This is a genomic window from Nonomuraea montanisoli, from assembly GCF_013363975.1.
GTDB lineage: Bacteria > Actinomycetota > Actinomycetes > Streptosporangiales > Streptosporangiaceae > Nonomuraea > Nonomuraea montanisoli.
Genome location: NZ_JABWGN010000029.1, coordinates 13,617 through 30,956 on the forward strand (window position 1 = coordinate 13,617; position 17,340 = coordinate 30,956).

The following is a 17,340-nucleotide window of genomic DNA, read 5'->3' on the forward strand; positions in this document are numbered from 1 at the left end:
CGAGTACGAAGAGGAAGTTCCGCCATGCTCGACATTGGATCCCCCGCGCCCGACGTGGCGCTCGAGGACACCGACGGCCGTGCCGTCCGCCTGTCCGACTACCGGGGCAGGCACGCCGTCCTGATCTACTTCATGCGGTCGACGTCGTGCCCGGTCTGCAACCGGCACGTCCAGGACCTCGTCCGGCGCCGTGGCGAGTTCGCGAACGACGGCGTCGAAGTGCTGGTCGCGGTGCCTGAGGACCGCGGCGAAGCCGCCGCGTGGAAGGCCAGGCGTGGGGTGCCGTTCCCCGTCCTCGTCGGCCGCGGGGACACCCCGCACGAGCTGATCGGCCTGGGCAGGAAGGTCTTCGGCTCGTTGCAGCAGTCCGGCAGCATCCTCGTCGACTCCGCGGGCGTCGTCCGCCACGCTCACAGCGCCACCCTGCCCACCGCCGGCTACGACCGGAAAGGGATCGCCGCCGCCATCAAGGAGCACGTCTCGATCGCCTGACGCGGATCCGCGGAGGAAGAGGCCCGTCACCGGCGGAGACGCGGTGGCGGGCCTCTCGCGTCCGGTCCGGCGGCCGCGACGATGGGTGCCGGCCTCGTGGATGCCATGACAGGGGGCGGAATTGTGCCGCTGTTTCGGAGCGCAGGCGGTCTTCAGGCTGGTATGTGCGAGCGGTATGGTGAGGCTTGTGACGACGTTTCGGATCAGCGAGGCCGCGGCGTTGCTCGGGGTCAGCGCCGACACGGTCCGCCGGTGGGTGGACGCGGGGCGGCTGGCGGCCGAGCGGGACGAGCACGGTCACCGGCAGGTGAACGGCGCCGATCTGGCGGCCTTCGCCCGTGCTCAGGTCGGGGAGACCGAGAGCAGCAACCGTTCCTCGGCGCGTAACCGCTTCCGCGGGATCGTGACCGAGGTGGTCCGGGACGCGGTGATGGCGCAGGTGGAGATCGCCGCCGGGCCGTTCCGGGTGGTGTCGCTGATGAGCCGCCAGGCCGCCGACGAGCTGGGCCTGGAGGTGGGAGTGGTGGCGATCGCCGTGATCAAGTCCACCAACGTCGTCGTCGAGATCCCCGGTCACGAGCGCGTTCCCAGCAGCCTGTGAGGAGCCCCTTGGTGTTGAGGCCTTTTTCCCGGCTTTCCCGGCTTTCCCCGCTTTCCCGGTGGGCCGTCTCCCGGCGGGCCCTTTCGCGGTGGACCGTCGCCCTCCCCGTCGCGCTCGCGCTCGGCCTGTCAGGATGCGGTTCCAGCGAACCGGCCGGCCCGGCGGCCGCCCCCACCGGCGGAGCCAGGCAGGCGAAGGAGCTGACCGTGTTCGCGGCGGCGTCCCTGACCGGCACGTTCACCGATCTCGGCAAGCACTTCGAGGCGGCCCACCCCGGCACGTCGGTGAAGTTCAACTTCGGCTCCAGCGCGACGCTCGCGCAGCAGATCGCGCAGGGCGCGCCGGCGGACGTGTTCGCCGCGGCCAGCCCGGCCACGATGAAGACCGTGACCGACGCCTCGCTGGCCGCCTCGCCCACGACGTTCGTCCGCAACAAGCTGGAGATCGCCGTACCCAAGGACAACCCGGCCAAGGTGGACGACCTGCAGGATCTGACCGATCCCAAGGTGAAGGTCGCGCTCTGCGCCGAGCAGGTGCCGTGCGGGGCGGCGGCGGTCAAGGCGCTGGACGCGGCCGGGCTCAAGGTCAAGCCGGTGACGCTGGAACAGGACGTCAAGGCCACGCTGACCAAGGTCGAGCTGGGCGAGGTGGACGCGGCCCTGGTCTACAGGACGGACGTGATCGCCTCGGCGGGCAAGGTCCAGGGCATCGCCTTCCCCGAAGCCGACAAGGCGATCAACGACTACCCGATCGCCGCCCTGGCCAAGGCGCCGGCCGGTGACCTCGCCAAGCAGTTCGTTGACCTGGTGCTGTCGCCGCAGGGCAAGGACGTGCTGACCAAGGCCGGCTTCGAGGGTCCCTGATCCGGATGAGCTCTTCGGCGCCGGAACAGCTCGACTCGGCGGGTTCGCGTGGCGGGGCCGCCGAGGGGCCGGGCCCGATCCGCAGGCTTTCCGGGCGGCCGCCGTGGATGCTGCTCGTGCCGGCGCTGGCAGGACTGGCGTTCCTGGTGCTGCCGCTGGCCGGGCTGCTGGTGCGCGCGCCGTGGTCCACGCTGCCGGCGCGGCTGGCCGAGCCGTACGTGCTGGAGGCGCTGCGGCTGTCGCTGGTGACGGCCACCGTCGCCACCGCCATGAGCCTGCTGCTCGGGGTGCCGCTGGCCTGGCTGCTGGCCCGGGTCGACTTCCCGGGCCGGCGCCTGGTGCGGGCGCTGGTGACCGTGCCGCTGGTGCTGCCGCCGGTGGTGGGCGGCGTGGCGCTGCTGCTGGTGCTGGGGCGGCGCGGGCTGATCGGGCAGTGGCTGGAGTCGGCGTTCGGGATCACGTTGCCGTTCACCACGGCGGGTGTGGTCGTCGCCGAGGCGTTCGTGGCGATGCCGTTCCTGGTCATCAGCGTGGAGGGTGCGCTGCGGGCCGCCGACCGGCGTTACGAGGAGGCCGCCGCGACGCTCGGCGCCTCCCGCTGGACGGTCTTCCGCCGCGTCACTCTGCCCATGGTCATGCCGGGCGTGGTGGCGGGAGCGGTGCTGTGCTGGGCGCGGGCGCTGGGCGAGTTCGGCGCCACGATCACGTTCGCGGGCAACTTCCCCGGCACCACCCGCACCATGCCGCTGGCCGTCTACCTGGCGCTGGAGACCGAGCCGGAGGCGGCGATCGTGCTCAGCCTGGTGCTGCTGGCCGTCTCGGTGGTCATCCTGGCCGGCCTGCGTGACCGGTGGGTGAGCGCGCCGTGACCCTCCACGCCCGGCTCGTGGTCACCCGGCCGGCCTTCACCCTCGACATCGCGCTCGACGTCCGGGCGGGCGAGGTGGTCGCGCTGCTCGGCCCGAACGGCGCGGGCAAGACCACCGCCCTGCGCGCCCTGGCCGGCCTCGTCGCCCTGTCGAAGGGCGAGATCGTCCTGGACGGGCACCCGCTGCACACCCTGGCCCCCGAGCAGCGGCCGATCGGCATGGTCTTCCAGAACTACCTGCTCTTCCCGCACCTGTCGGCGCTGGACAACGTCGCCTTCGGTCCCAGATGCCAGGGCGCCTCCAAGGCCGAGGCGCGCCGCACGGCCGCCGCCCTCCTGGAACGCGTCGGCCTGGCCGACCGCGCCGCCGCCAGGCCGCGCCAGCTCTCCGGCGGCCAGGCCCAGCGCGTCGCGCTCGCCCGGGCGCTGGCCGTACGGCCCGAACTGCTGCTGCTGGACGAGCCGCTGGCCGCCCTCGACGCGCACACCCGCCTGGAGGTGCGCTCGGAGCTGCGCCGTCACCTGGCCGACTTCGGCGGCGCCACCGTGCTGGTCACCCATGACCCGCTGGACGCGATGGTGCTGGCCGACCGGCTGGTCGTCATCGAGAACGGCGCGATCGTCCAGCAGGGCGCCCCCGCCGAGGTGGCCCGCCACCCGCGCACCGACTACGTCGCCCGGCTCGTCGGGCTCAACCTGTATCGCGGCGTGGCCGACGGGACCCGGGTCAAGGCCGGCGAACTGCTGCTGCACACCTCCGAGCACCTCGACGGAGCCGCGTTCGTGGCCTTCCCGCCGGCCGCCGTGGCGCTCTACCGCTCCCGTCCGGACGGCAGCCCGCGCAACCTCTGGCAGGCGCGCATCGACGGCATCGAACGGCACGGCGACAACGTACGCGTCCACCTGGAGGGCCCCGTCACGGCGTTCGCCGACATCACCCCCGCGGCCGTCGCCGACCTCGACCTCACCCCGGGCCAGACGATCTGGGCCTCGGTCAAGGCCACCGAGACCCACGCCTACCCCGCCTGAACGAGCTCCCGCTCGACGGCGGTGACGCGCTCATCCCCACAGCCGGTCGTCGGCGCACACCCTGAGGTCGGTGACCTGGCTGATGTGCCGCGCCCCGCAGCGATCACCCGGCATCACCAGGTGCGGCCCGTCATCGTCCAGCGGCCGGCAGTCCATGCTGACGGCCGGCAGCGCCGGCGTGTTGCCGAACTCGGGATCGAGCTCGCCCCACGACAGCACCGTGCGGTGGCCGTCCCGTCCCGGCACCGCGATCAGACAGCGCAGCCGGTCCTTGCGCTCGGCCGGGTCGAACAGCGGCTCAGCGGCCTGGAGCACCTCGATGAGCAGCGGCCCGGTGAAGGAGTGGCGCCGCGGCCCGGAGGCGATATCCACAGCAGATGTGAGGAGAAGAAGGGATTCACCCCCGCTTCTGCGCTTCCTACGGCTTGATATTCAGCTGACGCCTTTTGTGATCGTTGGTACCGTCTTCTCCAGTCGGCCGCGGGACTTCGGTGCGACTTCCGGAACCCGCCTATGAAGCGACGCCTTCGCAGTTCGTGCCCTCATTCCCCGGCCGACCCGGACAAGGGGGCGATCATGGAGACGTTCGCCGACCTGATCGAGTGCGAAGACGTCCTGCTGTTCGTCAATGCGGCGATCACGTCGACCGGGCAGCGCGAGTTCCACGGCACGCAGGCCGAGCAGCGGCTCTCGCTCCGGTTCCTGCACAGCTACATCGACGGCAACTACCCCGAGATCTACGCGGCGACGCTGGCGCTGGAGATCAACGACCACAACGCCGCGATGATCATCCGCAACCTGCTCGTACGGCACGCAGGCGACGGCGCCCTGATCGCGTGGCGGCTGTCACGGATGGCGCCGCAGCGCGTCTACCGGCTGTTCCAGGACCTGCGGCGGCTCGGCGTCAACAACCGGCGCACCCGGGCGATCATCGCCGGATGGCTGTCGGGCCGCTCCGACCTGGCCTTCGACGCGGTCAAGTACCGCACGGCGCTCAAGGACGCGGTGCGCCACGCCCACCTGCGGCTGGAGGGCGAGCTGGGCGACTTCCTCTTCGCGCCGCGCGGCCGCACCAGGTTCGACCACCCGCTCCTGGACGCCTGGCGCCGCGCGCACTACGAGAAGGCCGCCGTCTACGAGCTGCCGTACACGGTGGCCGAGGGCTTCGCCGCGCGGCACGGGATCAGGCGCGAGGTCTTCCTGGAGCGGATCGCGCCGCGGCTGACCAGGCTGGAGCGGATGCGGCTGGCCGAGTCCGCGCGAGACCAGGGCGTCGAGGCCGACCTGGCCGCGATGCCCTTGGTGCGGCTGGCCTCCTACGCGCTGTCGCTCCCCTTCCGGACCCGGGCGCGCCGCCGTGCCGAACTCACCGCGGCCTTCCGCGCGTCGGCGGCGCGCGCGGCCGGAACGCGCGCGGGGACCTGGGGACGCGTCACGGCCGTCCTCGACGACAGCTTCTCCGCCTTCGGCTCGGTCACCAAGCGGCGCCGGCCGCTCGCGGTCGCCGTGGCCTGCCATCACCTGCTGGAGGCGCTGGCGGGCGACTACCGCGGACTCTGGCTGTCGGGCGGCGACGACCCGCTGATGGCGCAGCCGACCGGTCCTACGCCGCTCGGGCAGCGGATCATCGACGGGCTGGAGACGGCCCCGGAACGGCTCGTCATCGTCTCCGACGGCTGGGACAACGCGCCGCCGGGGCTGGCCGGAGAGGTGCTGCGCGTCTGGCGCACCCGGCTGGACCCCGATCGGAAGGTGAGCATCGTGCACGTCAACCCGGTGTACGACGCCGGCGGCTTCGAGGTGCGCCGGCTGGCGCCCGGCGTGCCCACCACGGGCATCCGCGACGCGGAGGACCTCCCGGTGCTGGTCGAGCTGGCCCAGTTCGCCGAGGGCCGTACCGGCCTGGCCGAGCTGCGCGGATACCTGGCCGAGAGGGCGGCGGAGAGGGTGGCGGGGCGATGATCGACCTGACCGGGCTGGAGACGCGGCCCGCGCAGACCTGGGGATCGGTGCGCCTGGTGCCGCTCGTCCGCCGCGAGCCCATCCTCGACCTGCGGCTGCACGCCAAGATCTACGGTGACGAGCTGTCCGTGGTGTCGCTGCCGGACAAGACCGACTACTGGGCCTACGTCCCGCACGCCTTCGTCGCCTCCTGGACCGGCGACGGGACGCCCGCCGCCGCGTACGGGACCCAGATCGACGAGCCGGCCCGCCGGATGGGGATCAGGACGCGGCGCCGCATGGCGCGGCGCGTCGACAGGAACAGGCTGCGCTTCCTGCCGATGCACCTGGCCGTGGAGGGCTACCTGGCGCTGCACTTCAACGGGCCGGAGATCGTCTGGGAGGAGTGGTCGCGCCGCGACCTGTCGCCGCGGGTGGAGGCCGTCTACAGCGGCGCCGAGATCAGCGGGCTGGCGGACGCCCTGCGGGTCTTCGAGATCCACCCCGGTCAGTGCGGGCTGATGATCTACGTGGCCGACTCGCTCGCCGCCGCGACCGTGGTGCCGCACCCCGACGACTACCGGGCGCTGCACCCGACGCTCATCCACGACCTGTACGGCGAGCTGATCCACGAGTACGCGCTGTACCACCCGGTACGCGATGTCCCCGCCGTGCTGGACACCTCGGGCGTGGCCTCGCTGGACGACCTGCGCGCGGCGGCCGAGCGGCACGCTCGGGAGTGGGCGTCCTTCCACGACACGACCATGGCGGCGGGAATGCTGTCGTCCCCCGGCCGGGTGGAGGAGATCTACCGGTTCGGGCCGTTCCGGCTCTCCCGGTTCCTGCCGCGCTTCGAGCCGCAGCGGGAGAACCACATCGGGGAGACGATCACCTCCGACGGCGGGCGGGTCGCCTACCTGAAGACCTTCCGCCTCTCGCAGGCGCAGATCAGGCGCGGCTACCTGCTGACCAGGCTGGCCGCGCACGACTGGCACATCGGGCGGACGGCCGCCGCCCTCGGGACCACCCCGGAGCAGCTCGGGCTACGCCTCGAACACGCCGGCTTCGGCCACCTGCTGCGGCAGCACGTCCTGGACCACTACCGGAAGGCCGCGAAGCGCTGAGCGCCGCGGTGGCCGGGGTCAGGCGAGCCGGCCGGCCGGTGTGCGCGCCGCCATCCGGCGTTCGAACCACACCGAGGTGAACGGCGGCACCGCGCACGCCAGGCCGAGCACCACCGCGCCCCGGCTCCAGCCGGCCTCCCGCGCCGAGAGGATCACGCCGGCCGCGTACAGCACGAACAGCGCCCCGTGGATCGGCCCGAAGATCTTCACGCCGAGTTCGCCGGTGGCGACCACGTACTTGAAGAACATCCCGACCAGCAGGCCCGCCCACGAGCACGCCTCGGCCACCGCCACGACCCGGAACCAGCGCAGCATGCCTCACCTTCCCACTCGGATGATCGCGCACACTCTACAGGCTGTAGAGCAAGGGGCGGTCACGCGCGGTGGGGGCGTGCGTCAGCTCTGGAGGGATCTCCACGCCTCCACGGTCGCCTCGGCGATGAGCTCGATGTGGCGGCCGTACGCCGCGTGCCCGTCGGCCACGAAGCTGCCCTCCCTGACCGGCAACGCGGAGAAACCGGTGCGGAAGCGCGCCGGAGGTCCGCCCGCCGGGAGCGGCTCGTACGGCTCCAGGGGCGCCATGTCGTAGCCCGACTGTGACCCGTGCCTGTTGCGCGCCACCTGGTGGGCCGCCACGCGCAGCAGCGCGTCGAGGCCCTTGTCCACGTAGAGCTGCAACTGGCGGAACTGGCCGTCGAGGTACTTCTCGCGGGCCCGGGAGGGGTGCTGCAGGAGGTACGCGAGGACCACCGGTGTGTGCCAGCTGTACATCTGCGGATCGGCCTGCTCGTCGGACAGGATCTGGTGGTAGTAGTCCGCGCACACCCCCAGCGGGCCGGCTGTCGCACCGCACTCGCACCGAGCCGTGATGGGGTTCTCCGTCATGGCCCGCACCATAGGCGGACGGCGGCGGCCTTGTCGATCGCATTTCCGGCGTCGGTGACCCCGGCTCACTGGTAGAGGGCCGACTGGGCGTTCTCGCGGAGGCTCTGCGCCACGCGTACGGCCGCCTTGTGCAGTTCGGCGGCGATCTGCTCCATCCCCGTGGCGGGCACTCGGGGCTCCGGATACGGCAGGGCCAGCACGCGTCCCATGCGGACGTGCGTCGGCGGATGGGCGGTGTCCACCCGCGTCCTCTCGAGGCGGGCGGCAGCGCGGCGGCGTTCGCGTTCGGCTTCGGGGAGATCGTCCACGTGGGTACGAAGGGCGGTCCACAGGTCCCAGGTGCCGACGGCCACGGCGCTGGAGCGCAGGAAGCGGTCGGCGGAGGGCGCCCGGGTGGTCAGGGCGTCCAGCAGCGAGGCGGCGGCAGCGGCACCGGCCACCTGGGCCTCCATCTCGTCGGCACGGTGTTCGGCGAGCTGGGAGGACCGGTACAGCAGGCGTTCCAAGACGAAGATCAGGAAGCGGGCGGGGACGTTCAGGACGGTGTGGAGGCATGCGGTGACGAGGGCGGACATCCCGTCACCGGGCTGCCACGCGAAGCCGGTGGCCAGGCACAGGCGGTGGAGCGAGTGCAGGGCGCTGCCCACGACGAGGCCGTGCTGGGCGTCGCCGTTGCGGGAGTGCGCCATCTCGTGGGCCAGGAGTGCGACGCGTTCCTGCGGGCCGAGGATCAGCCAGAGCGGGTAGCCGATCTCCACCATGCGGCTGCGCCGCCATCCGTAGGTGCGGAACGAGGCATTGACCGCGCCGCTGATGACGATCAGGTCCGTCCGGGGCGCTCCCAGCTCCGCGCCGATCCGGTCGACCAGGGCGTACAGGTGCGGGGCGTCCGAGCGGGGGAGCGGCACGGCCGAGGCGGGGAAGGGGGCGGGGCGGGGACGCAGCAGCCACGCGAAATCCAGCGCCACGAGACCGAAGAGGACCCCGGGCACGTTCAGGCGGGTGATCAGGTACACGCCGGTCCCGAGGAATGCCGGGGCCAGGAGGTGGACGACGCCGGCGAGGACGTACCCGGCGATCCGGGACACACGGCCGGTCGCCTCACGAGTGCCCAGGAGATCCCGACTGTTCGGGAGTTCCGAGCCTGTGGCCGGTGCCTCCGCGGACAGATTTTCGGGCATGGCGAACAAGGTGCCAGAACCGCACAACAGCGGGCAAGACGCCCCACGTCACCGCCGTTGTCGCCACCACCACGGCGATTCAGGGGACGTGTGGGGAACCGGCGCGGCCCGGCTGACGAAGTACCGGTCGATCGGGAGCGCCAGGGCGATCACCGCGACCATGGGACGACGGCCGGGCCCCGGGACATGGTGGATCAGGTCTCTGTGGGTGCCGCACGACGATCGCCGCGTACGGACCTCGGAAGGGCGCCTACGCGGCATGGCCCTTTCCGGTCGATGTCATGGCTCCATGCTCGCACCGGACGGGATGTCCCGCCCCACGCGGTGCCGGCGTCAGGACGGTCCCGCCCCGCGTGGGCCAAGCGGTCGGCTCGGCTCAGCGGAGGAACTCCAGGAGCACCGGGACGATGGCGTCGGGGGTGGGGCCGTGGCCCTGGCCCGGCAGGACGCGGCGGCTCGCGTCGGGGAGGGCGGCCGCGACCGCGTCGGCGGTCTCCGGCATGCCGGGGAAGGTCTCGGTGCCGGAGTACACGATCGCCGGCACCGTGACCGAGGACCAGCGGGCCGCCCAGTCGGGGTCGGTGTTGACGTCGTGGACGGAGGCGAGGTCGTAGACGAGCGTGGGGGCGACCGCCACCAGGTCGGCCCAGCCGGGGCCCTGCGCCATGCCCTCGACGGCCTCGGCCGGCACGCCGAACACGGCCGTCATCTCGTAGCGCATCGCCTCGTCGTGCTTGCCCTCGGCCAGCAGGGCGCGCAACGTGTCGAGGTGCACGCCGTGGTCGAGGCCGGCGAACAGCGGCGGCTCGTAGAGGGCGAGCGCGGTGACGCCGACGCCGGCCTGCGCGGCCGCCAGCGCCACGGTCGCCCCGGACGAGCTGCTGTAGAGGGTCGCGGTGCCGCCGGCCGCCTTGACCAGCGCCGCGACGTCCTCGACCTCCCGCTCCAGCGCCCACGGCGCGGTGTCACCGGACCGGCCGCGTCCGCGCCGGTCGTAGTCGATCGCGGTGAAACCCTCGTCGGCGAGCCGTCGCGCGACCTCCGCGGTGCTCGGGTCGATGGCGCGGTACTGGGTGGCACCGCCGATGAAGATGATCGCCGGTCCGTCACCGTAGCGGTCGTAGTCGATGACCGTGCCGTCCTGGGAGATGACCGTGCTCAAGATCCTGCCTCGATTCGTGCCGTCCGGGGTGTGTGAGGGTGGCGGGCAGGTTCATGGCTGCCGCCACCGGCACAGGGTACGGGCCCGGACCGACACTTCTGATGCGGCACCCCTGGCGCGGCGCAGGGCCGCCGGCCGGCGAAGGGCGCATTCGCGGAGCGGGGGAGCGGTCGACGGCTCCGGTGCGGGACGCCGGGGCTCGGCGGAGGCGGGGGTGGGGGTGGGGGTGAGGGCGGGGGCGGGGGTGCCGAGGTGCGCGCCGAGGGAGTCGGCGTGGTGGAGGATGTCGCGTTCCAGGGCCCGCAGCTCGGGGCCCGGGTCCAGGCCGAGCTGGTCGGCCAGCAGCCGGCCCGCCCGGCGCAGCACGCCCAGCGCCTCCGCCTGCCGGCCCGTACGGTACAGCGAGAGCGCGAGCAGGCACCACAGCCGCTCGCGCAGCGGGTTGGCCGTCGTCTCGGCCTCCAGCGTCGCGACCACGGCGTCGGGCCGGCGCAGCGCGAGCAGCGCCCGTGCGCGCCGCTCCACGGCGACGAGCCGCGACTCCGTCAGCCGCCTGACCTCCGCGACCGCCCACGGCTGGTCGTCGAACTCGGCGTACGGCTGCCCGCGCCACAGGCTCAGCGCCTCCTCCAGGCAGGCCAGGGCCGCGCGGGGCGGTTGCCGTCCCGCCTGGTCCACGAGCTCGGTGAAGCGGACCGCGTCCACCTGCTCGGTCGCCAGCAGGTAGCCGGGCGGGCGGCTGACCAGCAGGGCCGGCCGGGAGCGCGGCCGCCGCCCGGGTTCGAGGGCACGGCGCAGATGGGACACGTACGAGTGCAGCGACGGCAGGGCGCTGGGCGGCGGCGTGTCCCCGTACATGGCGTGCAGCAGGGCGTCGGTGGAGACGAGCGCGCCCGGCGCGGCCAGCAGCCGGGCCAGCACGGTGCGCGGACGGGGGCCGCCGAGCGCGGCGGCCCCGCCCGTGTCGTCGCGCGCCTCCAACGGTCCGAGGACTCGGAACTCCACCTGCTCACGCCTTTCCGGAGACGGGGGAGCCCAGGACCTGGCCCGGCCGGGTGACGAGCATCAGCCCGAGCGCCGCGTACCCGATGACCAGGTGGCCGGCGCCCACCCAGCGGGAGAGGTCCTCGCCGACCAGCAGGAAGGCGGGGACGGTGACGACCGCCCAGCTCTCGGCGACCAGCGGCCACCAGCGCAGCAGCCCGCTCCACCGGCCGGTGACGGCGAGCTTCACGCTGATGGCGGCCATGCCGAGCATCGACAGCGGCCAGCACATGTCCAGCGGGGCCAGCCAGGCCCCGTTCTTGAGGTCGTCGGGCAGGACGCCGTGCAGCAGCGACCAGACGGAGGCCACGCCGAGCACGACCGCCTCGACGCGGAGCGCGACGGCGGCGGCGCGGGAGGTGCCGATGGCCCGGGTCCGCAGTTGCACCCACAGCAGGCACAACACGCCGAGCTGGAAGCACAGGCCGGTCAGGTCGACGACGCGCTCGCCCACGCCGACGCCGGTCGAGCCGAAGATGGAGATGGCCGTTGCCCAGGTGAGCGCCCCGGCCGTGAGCCCGGCGCCGGCGCGGCGGACGGCGGCGGCGCTGAGAGGTCGCACCACACCAGCCGACCGCGATTCACCGACCGGCCGAGACGCACCAGCCGGTCGTGATCCGTTGACGCCCCTCGGGGGAGCAGCCGGGGGAAGATCCGTGCGGGCCTTGGCCGGCTCGTCGGTGATGCGCGCGTCCATGAGTGCCTCCTGCGGGGCCGTCGGGGTGTGACGGTGTCCACGATCGGCGTCCGCCGTCCCGGGCCGGCAGGGGCGCGCGTCCCTGATCGGGTCCCGGATGCCACCCGCCTCGTCCCGGGACAACGTGTCCCGGGACGAGGCGGGCGCCGGTGGCTAGGAGTCGCGCCAGCCCGCCGCGTTGGAGCACGACTCGCGGCTGATCCCCGACCCGGTGTCGGGGAAGTCCCCGTGGCGCTGGTGGTGGAGGTGGGCGAAGAAGTAACACATCCGTTCGCACCAGGCGTCGGGCACCGCGGTCTTCGGGTCGTCGGTAACGGCGGCGTAGAAGTCGCGGCCCAGCGCCACGACGAAGCCGCGGGCGTACAGGAAACCGTCGTCGGAGCCCTCGGTGATCTCGTGGAGGTCGGCGCGGTCGATGTCGTACAGCTTGGCCTCGACGACCCGGTCGAGGCGGACGAGCTCGTCCGACGGCAGCTCCTCGCTGATGAAGCGCAGGTTGCTCAGGAAGTCGTCGAGGGCCTCCGCCACCACCGTGAACGGCGGCCGGCCACTGAGGTCCTCACCGGACGTCCGGTTCGCCAGCGCCCACCGCGCCTGGCCGACCTCGGCGCCCAGGGGTGCCCACGCCGCCTCCACCAGGCTCCAGAGACGTTCCTCGTCCTCCGCCGGGAACCGCCGCTCCATCCGTACTCCTACAGTCGTGTGATCAGTGGCGACCACACAATCAGGAGGCACCGACAAGAGAGCGCCACCCGAAGGTGACGGAGCCGGCCAGGAGCACCACCCCCGACAGCACGCCGCTGAGCAGCGGCACCCAGGCGACGGCCGACGTCGAGGCCATGACCAGGCCCGCCACCCCCAGCAGGGTGAGGACGGCGCCGGGCACGGCGATGCTCCGGTCCTTCCAGACCGGCGCCAGCGCGACGAAGTGCACGCCGACCACGAACGCCACCCACGCCACGTTGCCCTGCTCGGGACCTCCCAGGACGGCCAGCACCCGCAGCCCGCCGAAGAGCAGCAGCACCTCGGCGGCCACGATGATCAGGTATCCGCGGCCGAACATGCCCTTCCGCGCCTCCGGTGCGGGCCGCTCCGGGGCGGTCCGCTCCTTCCGGGCCGTGGCGAACCACATGGCCACGACGGCCGCGGCACCCAGGCAGGCGGCGACCCGCAGGATGTTGACGGCCACGGTGTTCAGCGGGCTCTGGGCGTTGACGACCACGAAGACCGCGCCGAAGACGGCGCCCACCAATAATCCAGTCATTCGTTGCATGGCGCTCATTGAATCGTCCGCCGGATCCCGGCCGCGCGGGGGGTGGGACGAGGACGGGGTGGGTCTGGCACTACCTCGCCGTCCCGCGAAGGTGGGCGAGCACCGCCAGCACCCGCCGGTTGTCGTCCTGGGTCGCCGGCAGCTCCAGCTTGGCGAACAGGCTCGCCACGTGCTTGCCGACGGCCGCCTCCGTGATGGACAGGGCGCCGGCGATGGCGCCGTTGGAGCGCCCCTCGGCCATCAGGGCGAGCACCTCGCGCTCGCGCGGGGTCAGGCGAGGCGTCGGCTCGGTCACCTCCCTGGCGCGGGACCAGGTCAGTTCGAACAGGTCGATGAGGGCCGTGATGAGGCTCTGCTGCCTGATCACCAGGGCTCCGGGCGAGTACGCGACAGGGGTGATGCGGAGGAACGCCACGGCGTGGTCGAAGACGAGGAGCTGCTGCACCTGCTCGTCGATGACCCGGTGCAGGTCGCCGGCGGCGTGCAGCTCCCTGAGCCGGGCCGCCTTGACGTCGTCGTCCAGGACGCTGGAGTGGACGACCGTGCGCATCCTCATCCCGCGCCGCAGGGCGCCGAGCACGTCGAGCCTGCTGCGCTGCTCCTCGCGGCCCTCCTCCCGCGAGCCCACCGGCTGCAGGGCGCGCAGCTCCCGGGACGAGCCGGCCAGCTCCAGGATCTGCCGCCGGACGCGCTCGTTGTCCTCCACCCGCTCGACCTCCACGGGGACGCCGCTCAGCACGCCGACCACCTCTTCGAGGCGGCGGGTGAGCTGGGCCAGCGACACGTTCTCGTCCACACGATCCCCCCGGTTCTCGAAGGCGATCGTACGGTGCGCCGAAGGGCCGGTCGGCGTCGTGCGTTTTCTGGACGATCTTTATGCGTGGCCCGATCACGCTTGTCGCCAGCAGGAGCGTTTCGGGGGCTCGGCTGACGCGGCGCCGGCCGAGGCCGGAGACGGTGTCGTGCGAGTCCTCCGACGTAACGTTGAGGAGAAACACGTGAAGCCTCGTCTCCGACGTCCAGCCGCGCTGCTGGCGGGCGCGATCATCCCCCTCTCGCTTCTCATCGGGCAACCGGCCGGCGCCACCAGCGCCGGTCCCGTCGCCGACGCCTTCGCGCGGGCCTCCGCCGCGTACGAGGTGCCCCGCGATCTGCTGGTGTCCGTCGCCTACGCCGAGACCCACCTCGACGGGCACGGCGGCAAGCCCAGCGCCTCCGGCGGCTACGGCGTGATGCACCTCGTGAGCAACCCCAAGACGCACTCGCTGGAGCGGGCCGCCACGCTGACGAAGCTGCCCGTGGCCTCCCTGAAGACCGACACCACGGCCAACATCACCGGCGGCGCCGCCGTGCTCCGCGCCCTCGCCGACGAGCTGGGGCTGGGCGCCGACGCGCGCAAGGACCCGGCGAAGTGGTACTCCGCGGTCGCCAGGTACGGCAACGCCTCCCAGCCCGAGGTGGCCAAGCTGTACGCCGACACCGTGTACGACCTCCTCGGCGGCGGCGTCAGCGCCTCCACCCCCGAGGGCGAGACGGTGAAGGTGGCGGCCCGCGCCGTGGAGCCCGACCGCGGCTCGTACGCCAAGGTCCAGAAGCTCGGCGAGAACTCCACGCTGGCCGCGGCCGCGGTGGACTACCCCGGCGCCACCTGGGCGGCCGCCCACAGCTCCAACTATGCCGTCTCCGACCGGCCCACCAGCGATGCCATCGACCGGATCGTCATCCATGTCGCGCAGGGCACCTACGCCGGGACGATCGACTGGTTCCAGACCGGGCCCCGGCCGAACCCGACCTCCGCGCACTACGTGGTCCGCTCCTCCGACGGCGCCATCACGCAGATGGTCAGGGAGAAGGACCGGGCCTTCCACGCCGGCGACTACAACCGCCGCTCGGTCGGCATCGAGCACGAGGGCTGGGTGGACCAGGCGTCCTGGTTCACCGACGCGATGTACCGCTCCTCGGCCGCGCTGACCCGCAACATCGCCGACCGCTACGGCATCCCGAAGGACCGCAGCCACATCATCGGGCACAGCGAGGTGCCCACCGCCGACCACACCGACCCCGGTCCCTACTGGAACTGGACGACGTACATGAACTACGTCAACGGCACCGGCGGGCCCACCAACCCGCACACCCCCGAGTCGGTGTGCGGCAGCGGCTACAAGGTCATCGACTCCGCGCCCCTCGGCACGGCGGGCAAGGTCTACCTGCTCTACAACTCCACCAGCGGCAAGAACTGCGTGGCCACGATCAAGACCGCCTCGATCGGCCAGGCCACGGCCACCAGCGCCTACCTGGAGGTGGAGGGCCAGACCCGCGTCACCAACAGCGGCAACTTCTCGTACTACGCCGGGCCGGTGATCGCCGCCGCCGCCGACAAGTGCGTCAAGTGGGGCGGCAAGGCGGGCACGTACACCTACGACAGCGGGTTCGAGCACTGCTCGTGACCCGCGCGGGCACGGCCTGATCCTGAAGGGCGCCGACCGGTTCGACCGGGCGGCGCCCTTCAGCGTTCGACCGGGCGGTGCCCTTCCCTGTTCAGGGGGAGTCGCGGGCCAGCAGGGCGCGGTGGGCGGTGAGCCAGACCTGGCCGGTGCAGCGCCGCTCGACCTCCTCGGGCGTCAGCCACTCGGCGCCCGTGCTCTCCGAGCCGGCGGGCGGCGCGGTGGGCGGCCCGGGCTCGGCGAGGCGGGCCTCGAACATCACCATGTACGTCAGCGACGCGTAGCGGTAGCCGGCCGGGGCGGGGCCGGTCAGCTCGATGCGCTGCCAGGCGAACACCGACAGCCGCTCGGGCGGCAGCGCGAGGCCGGTCTCCTCGGCCAGCTCACGGGAGGCGGCGTCGGCGGCCCGCTCACCCGGGTCGAGGTGGCCGCCCGGGATGTCCCAGCCGCGCCCCTCGCGGGCGACGCGGGTCAGCAGCGTGCGGCCCGCGGCGTCGAGGACGAACGCGAACGCGGAGGTGGTCTGCTCCACCGGCGGCAGCCTCCGGGTCAGCGCGACCTCCAGGCGGTGCGGTGCGGGGATCCACGGCACGGTGATGGACGCGAGGACACGGGTCATCGCCCCATTGTCCACCGGGAGTGCCGTTCCGCGGCGCACCACGGCGGCGGCGGCGACGAACCCGGCCGCCTACGCGACCGTGGTCATGCTCGCCCGGAGCACCGGGTCGCCCGCGAGCAGCAGCCCGGCCTCGGGCGGCGTCCCCTCCTCGACGCTCTGGAGGAGCCGGCTCACCAGGGCGTCCGCGATGCGCCGCAGCGGCAGCCGGACGGTGGTCAGCGCCGGCTGGAGCAGCCGGGTGTACGGCATGTCGTTGAACCCGGTCACCGCGAGATCCACGCCGACGGTCAGCCCCTCGGCCTGGGCGGCGGCGTACGCGCCGGGCGCCAGCCAGTCGTCGTCCAGGACCAGCGCGGTGGGGCGGGGCGAGCGGTTCAGCAGGTCACGCGTCACGGCCATCACCTCGTCCAGGCCGTCGACGAACGCCTCGTGGCCGACCAGGCCGAAGCGGCGCATCCCGATGCGGAACCCGGCCTCCCGGTGCCGCAGCCAGGGCAGCGCCGCCGACGTGCCGAGGTAGGCCACCCGCCGGTGGCCGTGGGACGTCAGCAGGCCCACCATGTCGATCATCGCCTGCGCCGAGTCGACGTCCACCCACGCCTGGGGCATGCCGGGCCTGGTGCGGCCGAAGACCGCGAAGGGGAAGCCGGTCTCGTGCAGGTAGTCCACGCACGGGTCGTCCTCCAGCACGTCGGAGAGCAGGATCGCGTCGGCGGTGCGCGCGGCGATGACGTCCTCCAGCGCCCGCGCCTTGCTCTGGCCGGGACGGGGGCGCACCAGCAGGATGCGGTAGCCCGCCTCGCCGGCGGCGGCGACCATCGCCTCCAGGAAGCCGCTCATGAGCGCGTTGGGGTTGTCCGGGTCGGTCTCCGGGGTGGTGTAGGCGATGACCCGGCGCGTGCCGGAGCGCAGGCTGCGCGCCGACTGGTCGGGACGGTAGCCCATCTCCTCGATCAGCGCGGTGACCCGTTCGAGGGTGTCGGCGCGCAGCTTGTGCGGGGCGTTGATCGCGTTGGAGACGGTCTGCCGGGACACGCCCGCCGCGCGCGCGACGTCCTGGATGCTGACCCCGCGGGGCCGTTGCGCCGGCATGCTCGGGTTCTCCTCCTCGGGGCGA

General features: G+C 72.9%; 20 protein-coding genes. 8 read left to right on the forward strand and 12 right to left on the reverse strand.

All coding sequences use genetic code 11. The annotated features are described in order from the left end of the window. Positions 1–24: 24 nt before the first annotated feature. From HTZ77_RS43615 to HTZ77_RS43635, 5 genes are all read left to right on the forward strand, one after another. Complete coding sequence (locus tag HTZ77_RS43615; protein WP_175595686.1) at positions 25–492, forward strand: peroxiredoxin family protein; 468 nt, start codon at positions 25–27, stop codon at positions 490–492. Positions 493–679: 187 nt separating this feature from the next. After that, a complete protein-coding gene (locus HTZ77_RS43620) occupies positions 680–1,093 on the forward strand; it encodes a TOBE domain-containing protein (protein WP_175595687.1) in 414 nt (137 codons plus the stop codon). A gap of 125 nt (positions 1,094–1,218) precedes the next feature. Further along, positions 1,219–1,956, forward strand: a complete 738-nt coding sequence (gene modA, locus HTZ77_RS43625; RefSeq protein WP_175595722.1) for a molybdate ABC transporter substrate-binding protein — start codon at positions 1,219–1,221, stop codon at positions 1,954–1,956. 5 nt (positions 1,957–1,961) lie between these two features. Next, positions 1,962–2,825, forward strand: a complete 864-nt coding sequence (locus HTZ77_RS43630; RefSeq protein WP_407940648.1) for an ABC transporter permease — start codon at positions 1,962–1,964, stop codon at positions 2,823–2,825. After that, positions 2,822–3,853: an ABC transporter ATP-binding protein gene (locus HTZ77_RS43635; protein ID WP_175595688.1), complete on the forward strand. Its 1,032-nt coding sequence runs from the start codon at positions 2,822–2,824 to the stop codon at positions 3,851–3,853. The genes HTZ77_RS43630 and HTZ77_RS43635 overlap by 4 nt, the downstream gene beginning before the upstream one ends. Before the next feature lie 30 nt (positions 3,854–3,883). On the opposite strand, the gene HTZ77_RS43640 is transcribed toward HTZ77_RS43635, so the two are convergent. Then, a complete protein-coding gene (locus tag HTZ77_RS43640) occupies positions 3,884–4,225 on the reverse strand; it encodes a hypothetical protein (RefSeq protein ID WP_175595689.1) in 342 nt (113 codons plus the stop codon). Positions 4,226–4,429: 204 nt separating this feature from the next. On the opposite strand from HTZ77_RS43640, the gene HTZ77_RS43645 reads away from it, so the two are divergent. Together HTZ77_RS43645 and HTZ77_RS43650 are read left to right on the forward strand one after the other, a co-directional pair. Continuing rightward, a complete protein-coding gene (locus tag HTZ77_RS43645) occupies positions 4,430–5,815 on the forward strand; it encodes a hypothetical protein (RefSeq protein WP_175595690.1) in 1,386 nt (461 codons plus the stop codon). Continuing rightward, positions 5,812–6,918, forward strand: a complete 1,107-nt coding sequence (locus HTZ77_RS43650) for an ARPP-2 domain-containing protein (RefSeq protein ID WP_175595691.1) — start codon at positions 5,812–5,814, stop codon at positions 6,916–6,918. The genes HTZ77_RS43645 and HTZ77_RS43650 overlap by 4 nt, the downstream gene beginning before the upstream one ends. An 18-nt stretch (positions 6,919–6,936) precedes the next feature. On the opposite strand, the gene HTZ77_RS43655 is transcribed toward HTZ77_RS43650, so the two are convergent. The 9 genes from HTZ77_RS43655 to HTZ77_RS43695 all read right to left on the reverse strand — a co-directional run bounded on the left by HTZ77_RS43655 (position 6,937) and on the right by HTZ77_RS43695 (position 13,956). Next, positions 6,937–7,233 (reverse strand): DUF3817 domain-containing protein, encoded by a 297-nt coding sequence (locus HTZ77_RS43655; RefSeq protein ID WP_175595692.1) that lies wholly within the window; start codon positions 7,231–7,233, stop codon positions 6,937–6,939. Between the two features lie 81 nt (positions 7,234–7,314). Then, the gene (locus tag HTZ77_RS43660) at positions 7,315–7,803 is read right to left on the reverse strand and encodes a DUF5946 family protein (RefSeq protein ID WP_175595693.1); all 489 of its coding nucleotides are present in this window, start codon (positions 7,801–7,803) and stop codon (positions 7,315–7,317) included. A 65-nt stretch (positions 7,804–7,868) separates the two neighbouring features. Beyond that, complete coding sequence (locus HTZ77_RS43665) at positions 7,869–8,891, reverse strand: M48 family metallopeptidase (protein WP_175595694.1); 1,023 nt, start codon at positions 8,889–8,891, stop codon at positions 7,869–7,871. A gap of 469 nt (positions 8,892–9,360) precedes the next feature. Further along, positions 9,361–10,146 (reverse strand): alpha/beta fold hydrolase, encoded by a 786-nt coding sequence (locus tag HTZ77_RS43670; RefSeq protein ID WP_175595695.1) that lies wholly within the window; start codon positions 10,144–10,146, stop codon positions 9,361–9,363. Positions 10,147–10,197: 51 nt separating this feature from the next. Continuing rightward, positions 10,198–11,151 (reverse strand): AfsR/SARP family transcriptional regulator, encoded by a 954-nt coding sequence (locus tag HTZ77_RS43675; protein ID WP_175595696.1) that lies wholly within the window; start codon positions 11,149–11,151, stop codon positions 10,198–10,200. 4 nt (positions 11,152–11,155) lie between these two features. Then, positions 11,156–11,752, reverse strand: coding sequence for a hypothetical protein (locus HTZ77_RS43680; RefSeq protein ID WP_175595697.1), 597 nt, complete (start codon positions 11,750–11,752; stop codon positions 11,156–11,158). Between the two features lie 288 nt (positions 11,753–12,040). Beyond that, complete coding sequence (locus HTZ77_RS43685; RefSeq protein WP_175595698.1) at positions 12,041–12,571, reverse strand: DUF4240 domain-containing protein; 531 nt, start codon at positions 12,569–12,571, stop codon at positions 12,041–12,043. A 40-nt stretch (positions 12,572–12,611) separates the two neighbouring features. Next, positions 12,612–13,160 carry a hypothetical protein gene (locus tag HTZ77_RS43690; protein WP_205304705.1) on the reverse strand — a complete coding sequence of 183 codons (549 nt, stop codon included), beginning with the start codon at positions 13,158–13,160 and terminating at the stop codon, positions 12,612–12,614. A 70-nt stretch (positions 13,161–13,230) separates the two neighbouring features. After that, on the reverse strand, positions 13,231–13,956 hold the full coding sequence (locus HTZ77_RS43695) for a LuxR C-terminal-related transcriptional regulator (RefSeq protein ID WP_328809114.1): 726 nt from the start codon (positions 13,954–13,956) through the stop codon (positions 13,231–13,233). A 202-nt stretch (positions 13,957–14,158) separates the two neighbouring features. Here HTZ77_RS43695 and HTZ77_RS43700 point away from each other — a divergent pair, with 202 nt between their 5' ends. Further along, positions 14,159–15,607 carry an N-acetylmuramoyl-L-alanine amidase gene (locus HTZ77_RS43700; RefSeq protein WP_328809115.1) on the forward strand — a complete coding sequence of 483 codons (1,449 nt, stop codon included), beginning with the start codon at positions 14,159–14,161 and terminating at the stop codon, positions 15,605–15,607. 91 nt (positions 15,608–15,698) lie between these two features. Here HTZ77_RS43700 and HTZ77_RS43705 read toward each other — a convergent pair whose 3' ends face one another. Both HTZ77_RS43705 and HTZ77_RS43710 read right to left on the reverse strand, forming a co-directional pair. After that, positions 15,699–16,223: an NUDIX domain-containing protein gene (locus tag HTZ77_RS43705; RefSeq protein WP_175595701.1), complete on the reverse strand. Its 525-nt coding sequence runs from the start codon at positions 16,221–16,223 to the stop codon at positions 15,699–15,701. A gap of 69 nt (positions 16,224–16,292) precedes the next feature. Then, positions 16,293–17,315, reverse strand: a complete 1,023-nt coding sequence (locus HTZ77_RS43710) for a LacI family DNA-binding transcriptional regulator (protein WP_175595702.1) — start codon at positions 17,313–17,315, stop codon at positions 16,293–16,295. Positions 17,316–17,340: the final 25 nt, after the last annotated feature.

Bases quoted from the DNA above. Each gene is read 5' to 3' on its own strand.
- HTZ77_RS43705 (WP_175595701.1), bottom strand. From the start codon at position 16,223: ATGACCCGTGTCCTCGCGTCCATCACCGTGCCGTGGATCCCCGCACCG.
- HTZ77_RS43710 (WP_175595702.1), bottom strand. From the start codon at position 17,315: ATGCCGGCGCAACGGCCCCGCGGGGTCAGCATCCAGGACGTCGCGCGC.
- HTZ77_RS43615 (WP_175595686.1), top strand. From the start codon at position 25: ATGCTCGACATTGGATCCCCCGCGCCCGACGTGGCGCTCGAGGACACC.
- HTZ77_RS43630 (WP_407940648.1), top strand. From the start codon at position 1,962: ATGAGCTCTTCGGCGCCGGAACAGCTCGACTCGGCGGGTTCGCGTGGC.
- HTZ77_RS43685 (WP_175595698.1), bottom strand. From the start codon at position 12,571: ATGGAGCGGCGGTTCCCGGCGGAGGACGAGGAACGTCTCTGGAGCCTG.
- HTZ77_RS43660 (WP_175595693.1), bottom strand. From the start codon at position 7,803: ATGACGGAGAACCCCATCACGGCTCGGTGCGAGTGCGGTGCGACAGCC.
- HTZ77_RS43645 (WP_175595690.1), top strand. From the start codon at position 4,430: ATGGAGACGTTCGCCGACCTGATCGAGTGCGAAGACGTCCTGCTGTTC.
- HTZ77_RS43650 (WP_175595691.1), top strand. From the start codon at position 5,812: ATGATCGACCTGACCGGGCTGGAGACGCGGCCCGCGCAGACCTGGGGA.
- HTZ77_RS43655 (WP_175595692.1), bottom strand. From the start codon at position 7,233: ATGCTGCGCTGGTTCCGGGTCGTGGCGGTGGCCGAGGCGTGCTCGTGG.
- HTZ77_RS43690 (WP_205304705.1), bottom strand. From the start codon at position 13,160: ATGCAACGAATGACTGGATTATTGGTGGGCGCCGTCTTCGGCGCGGTC.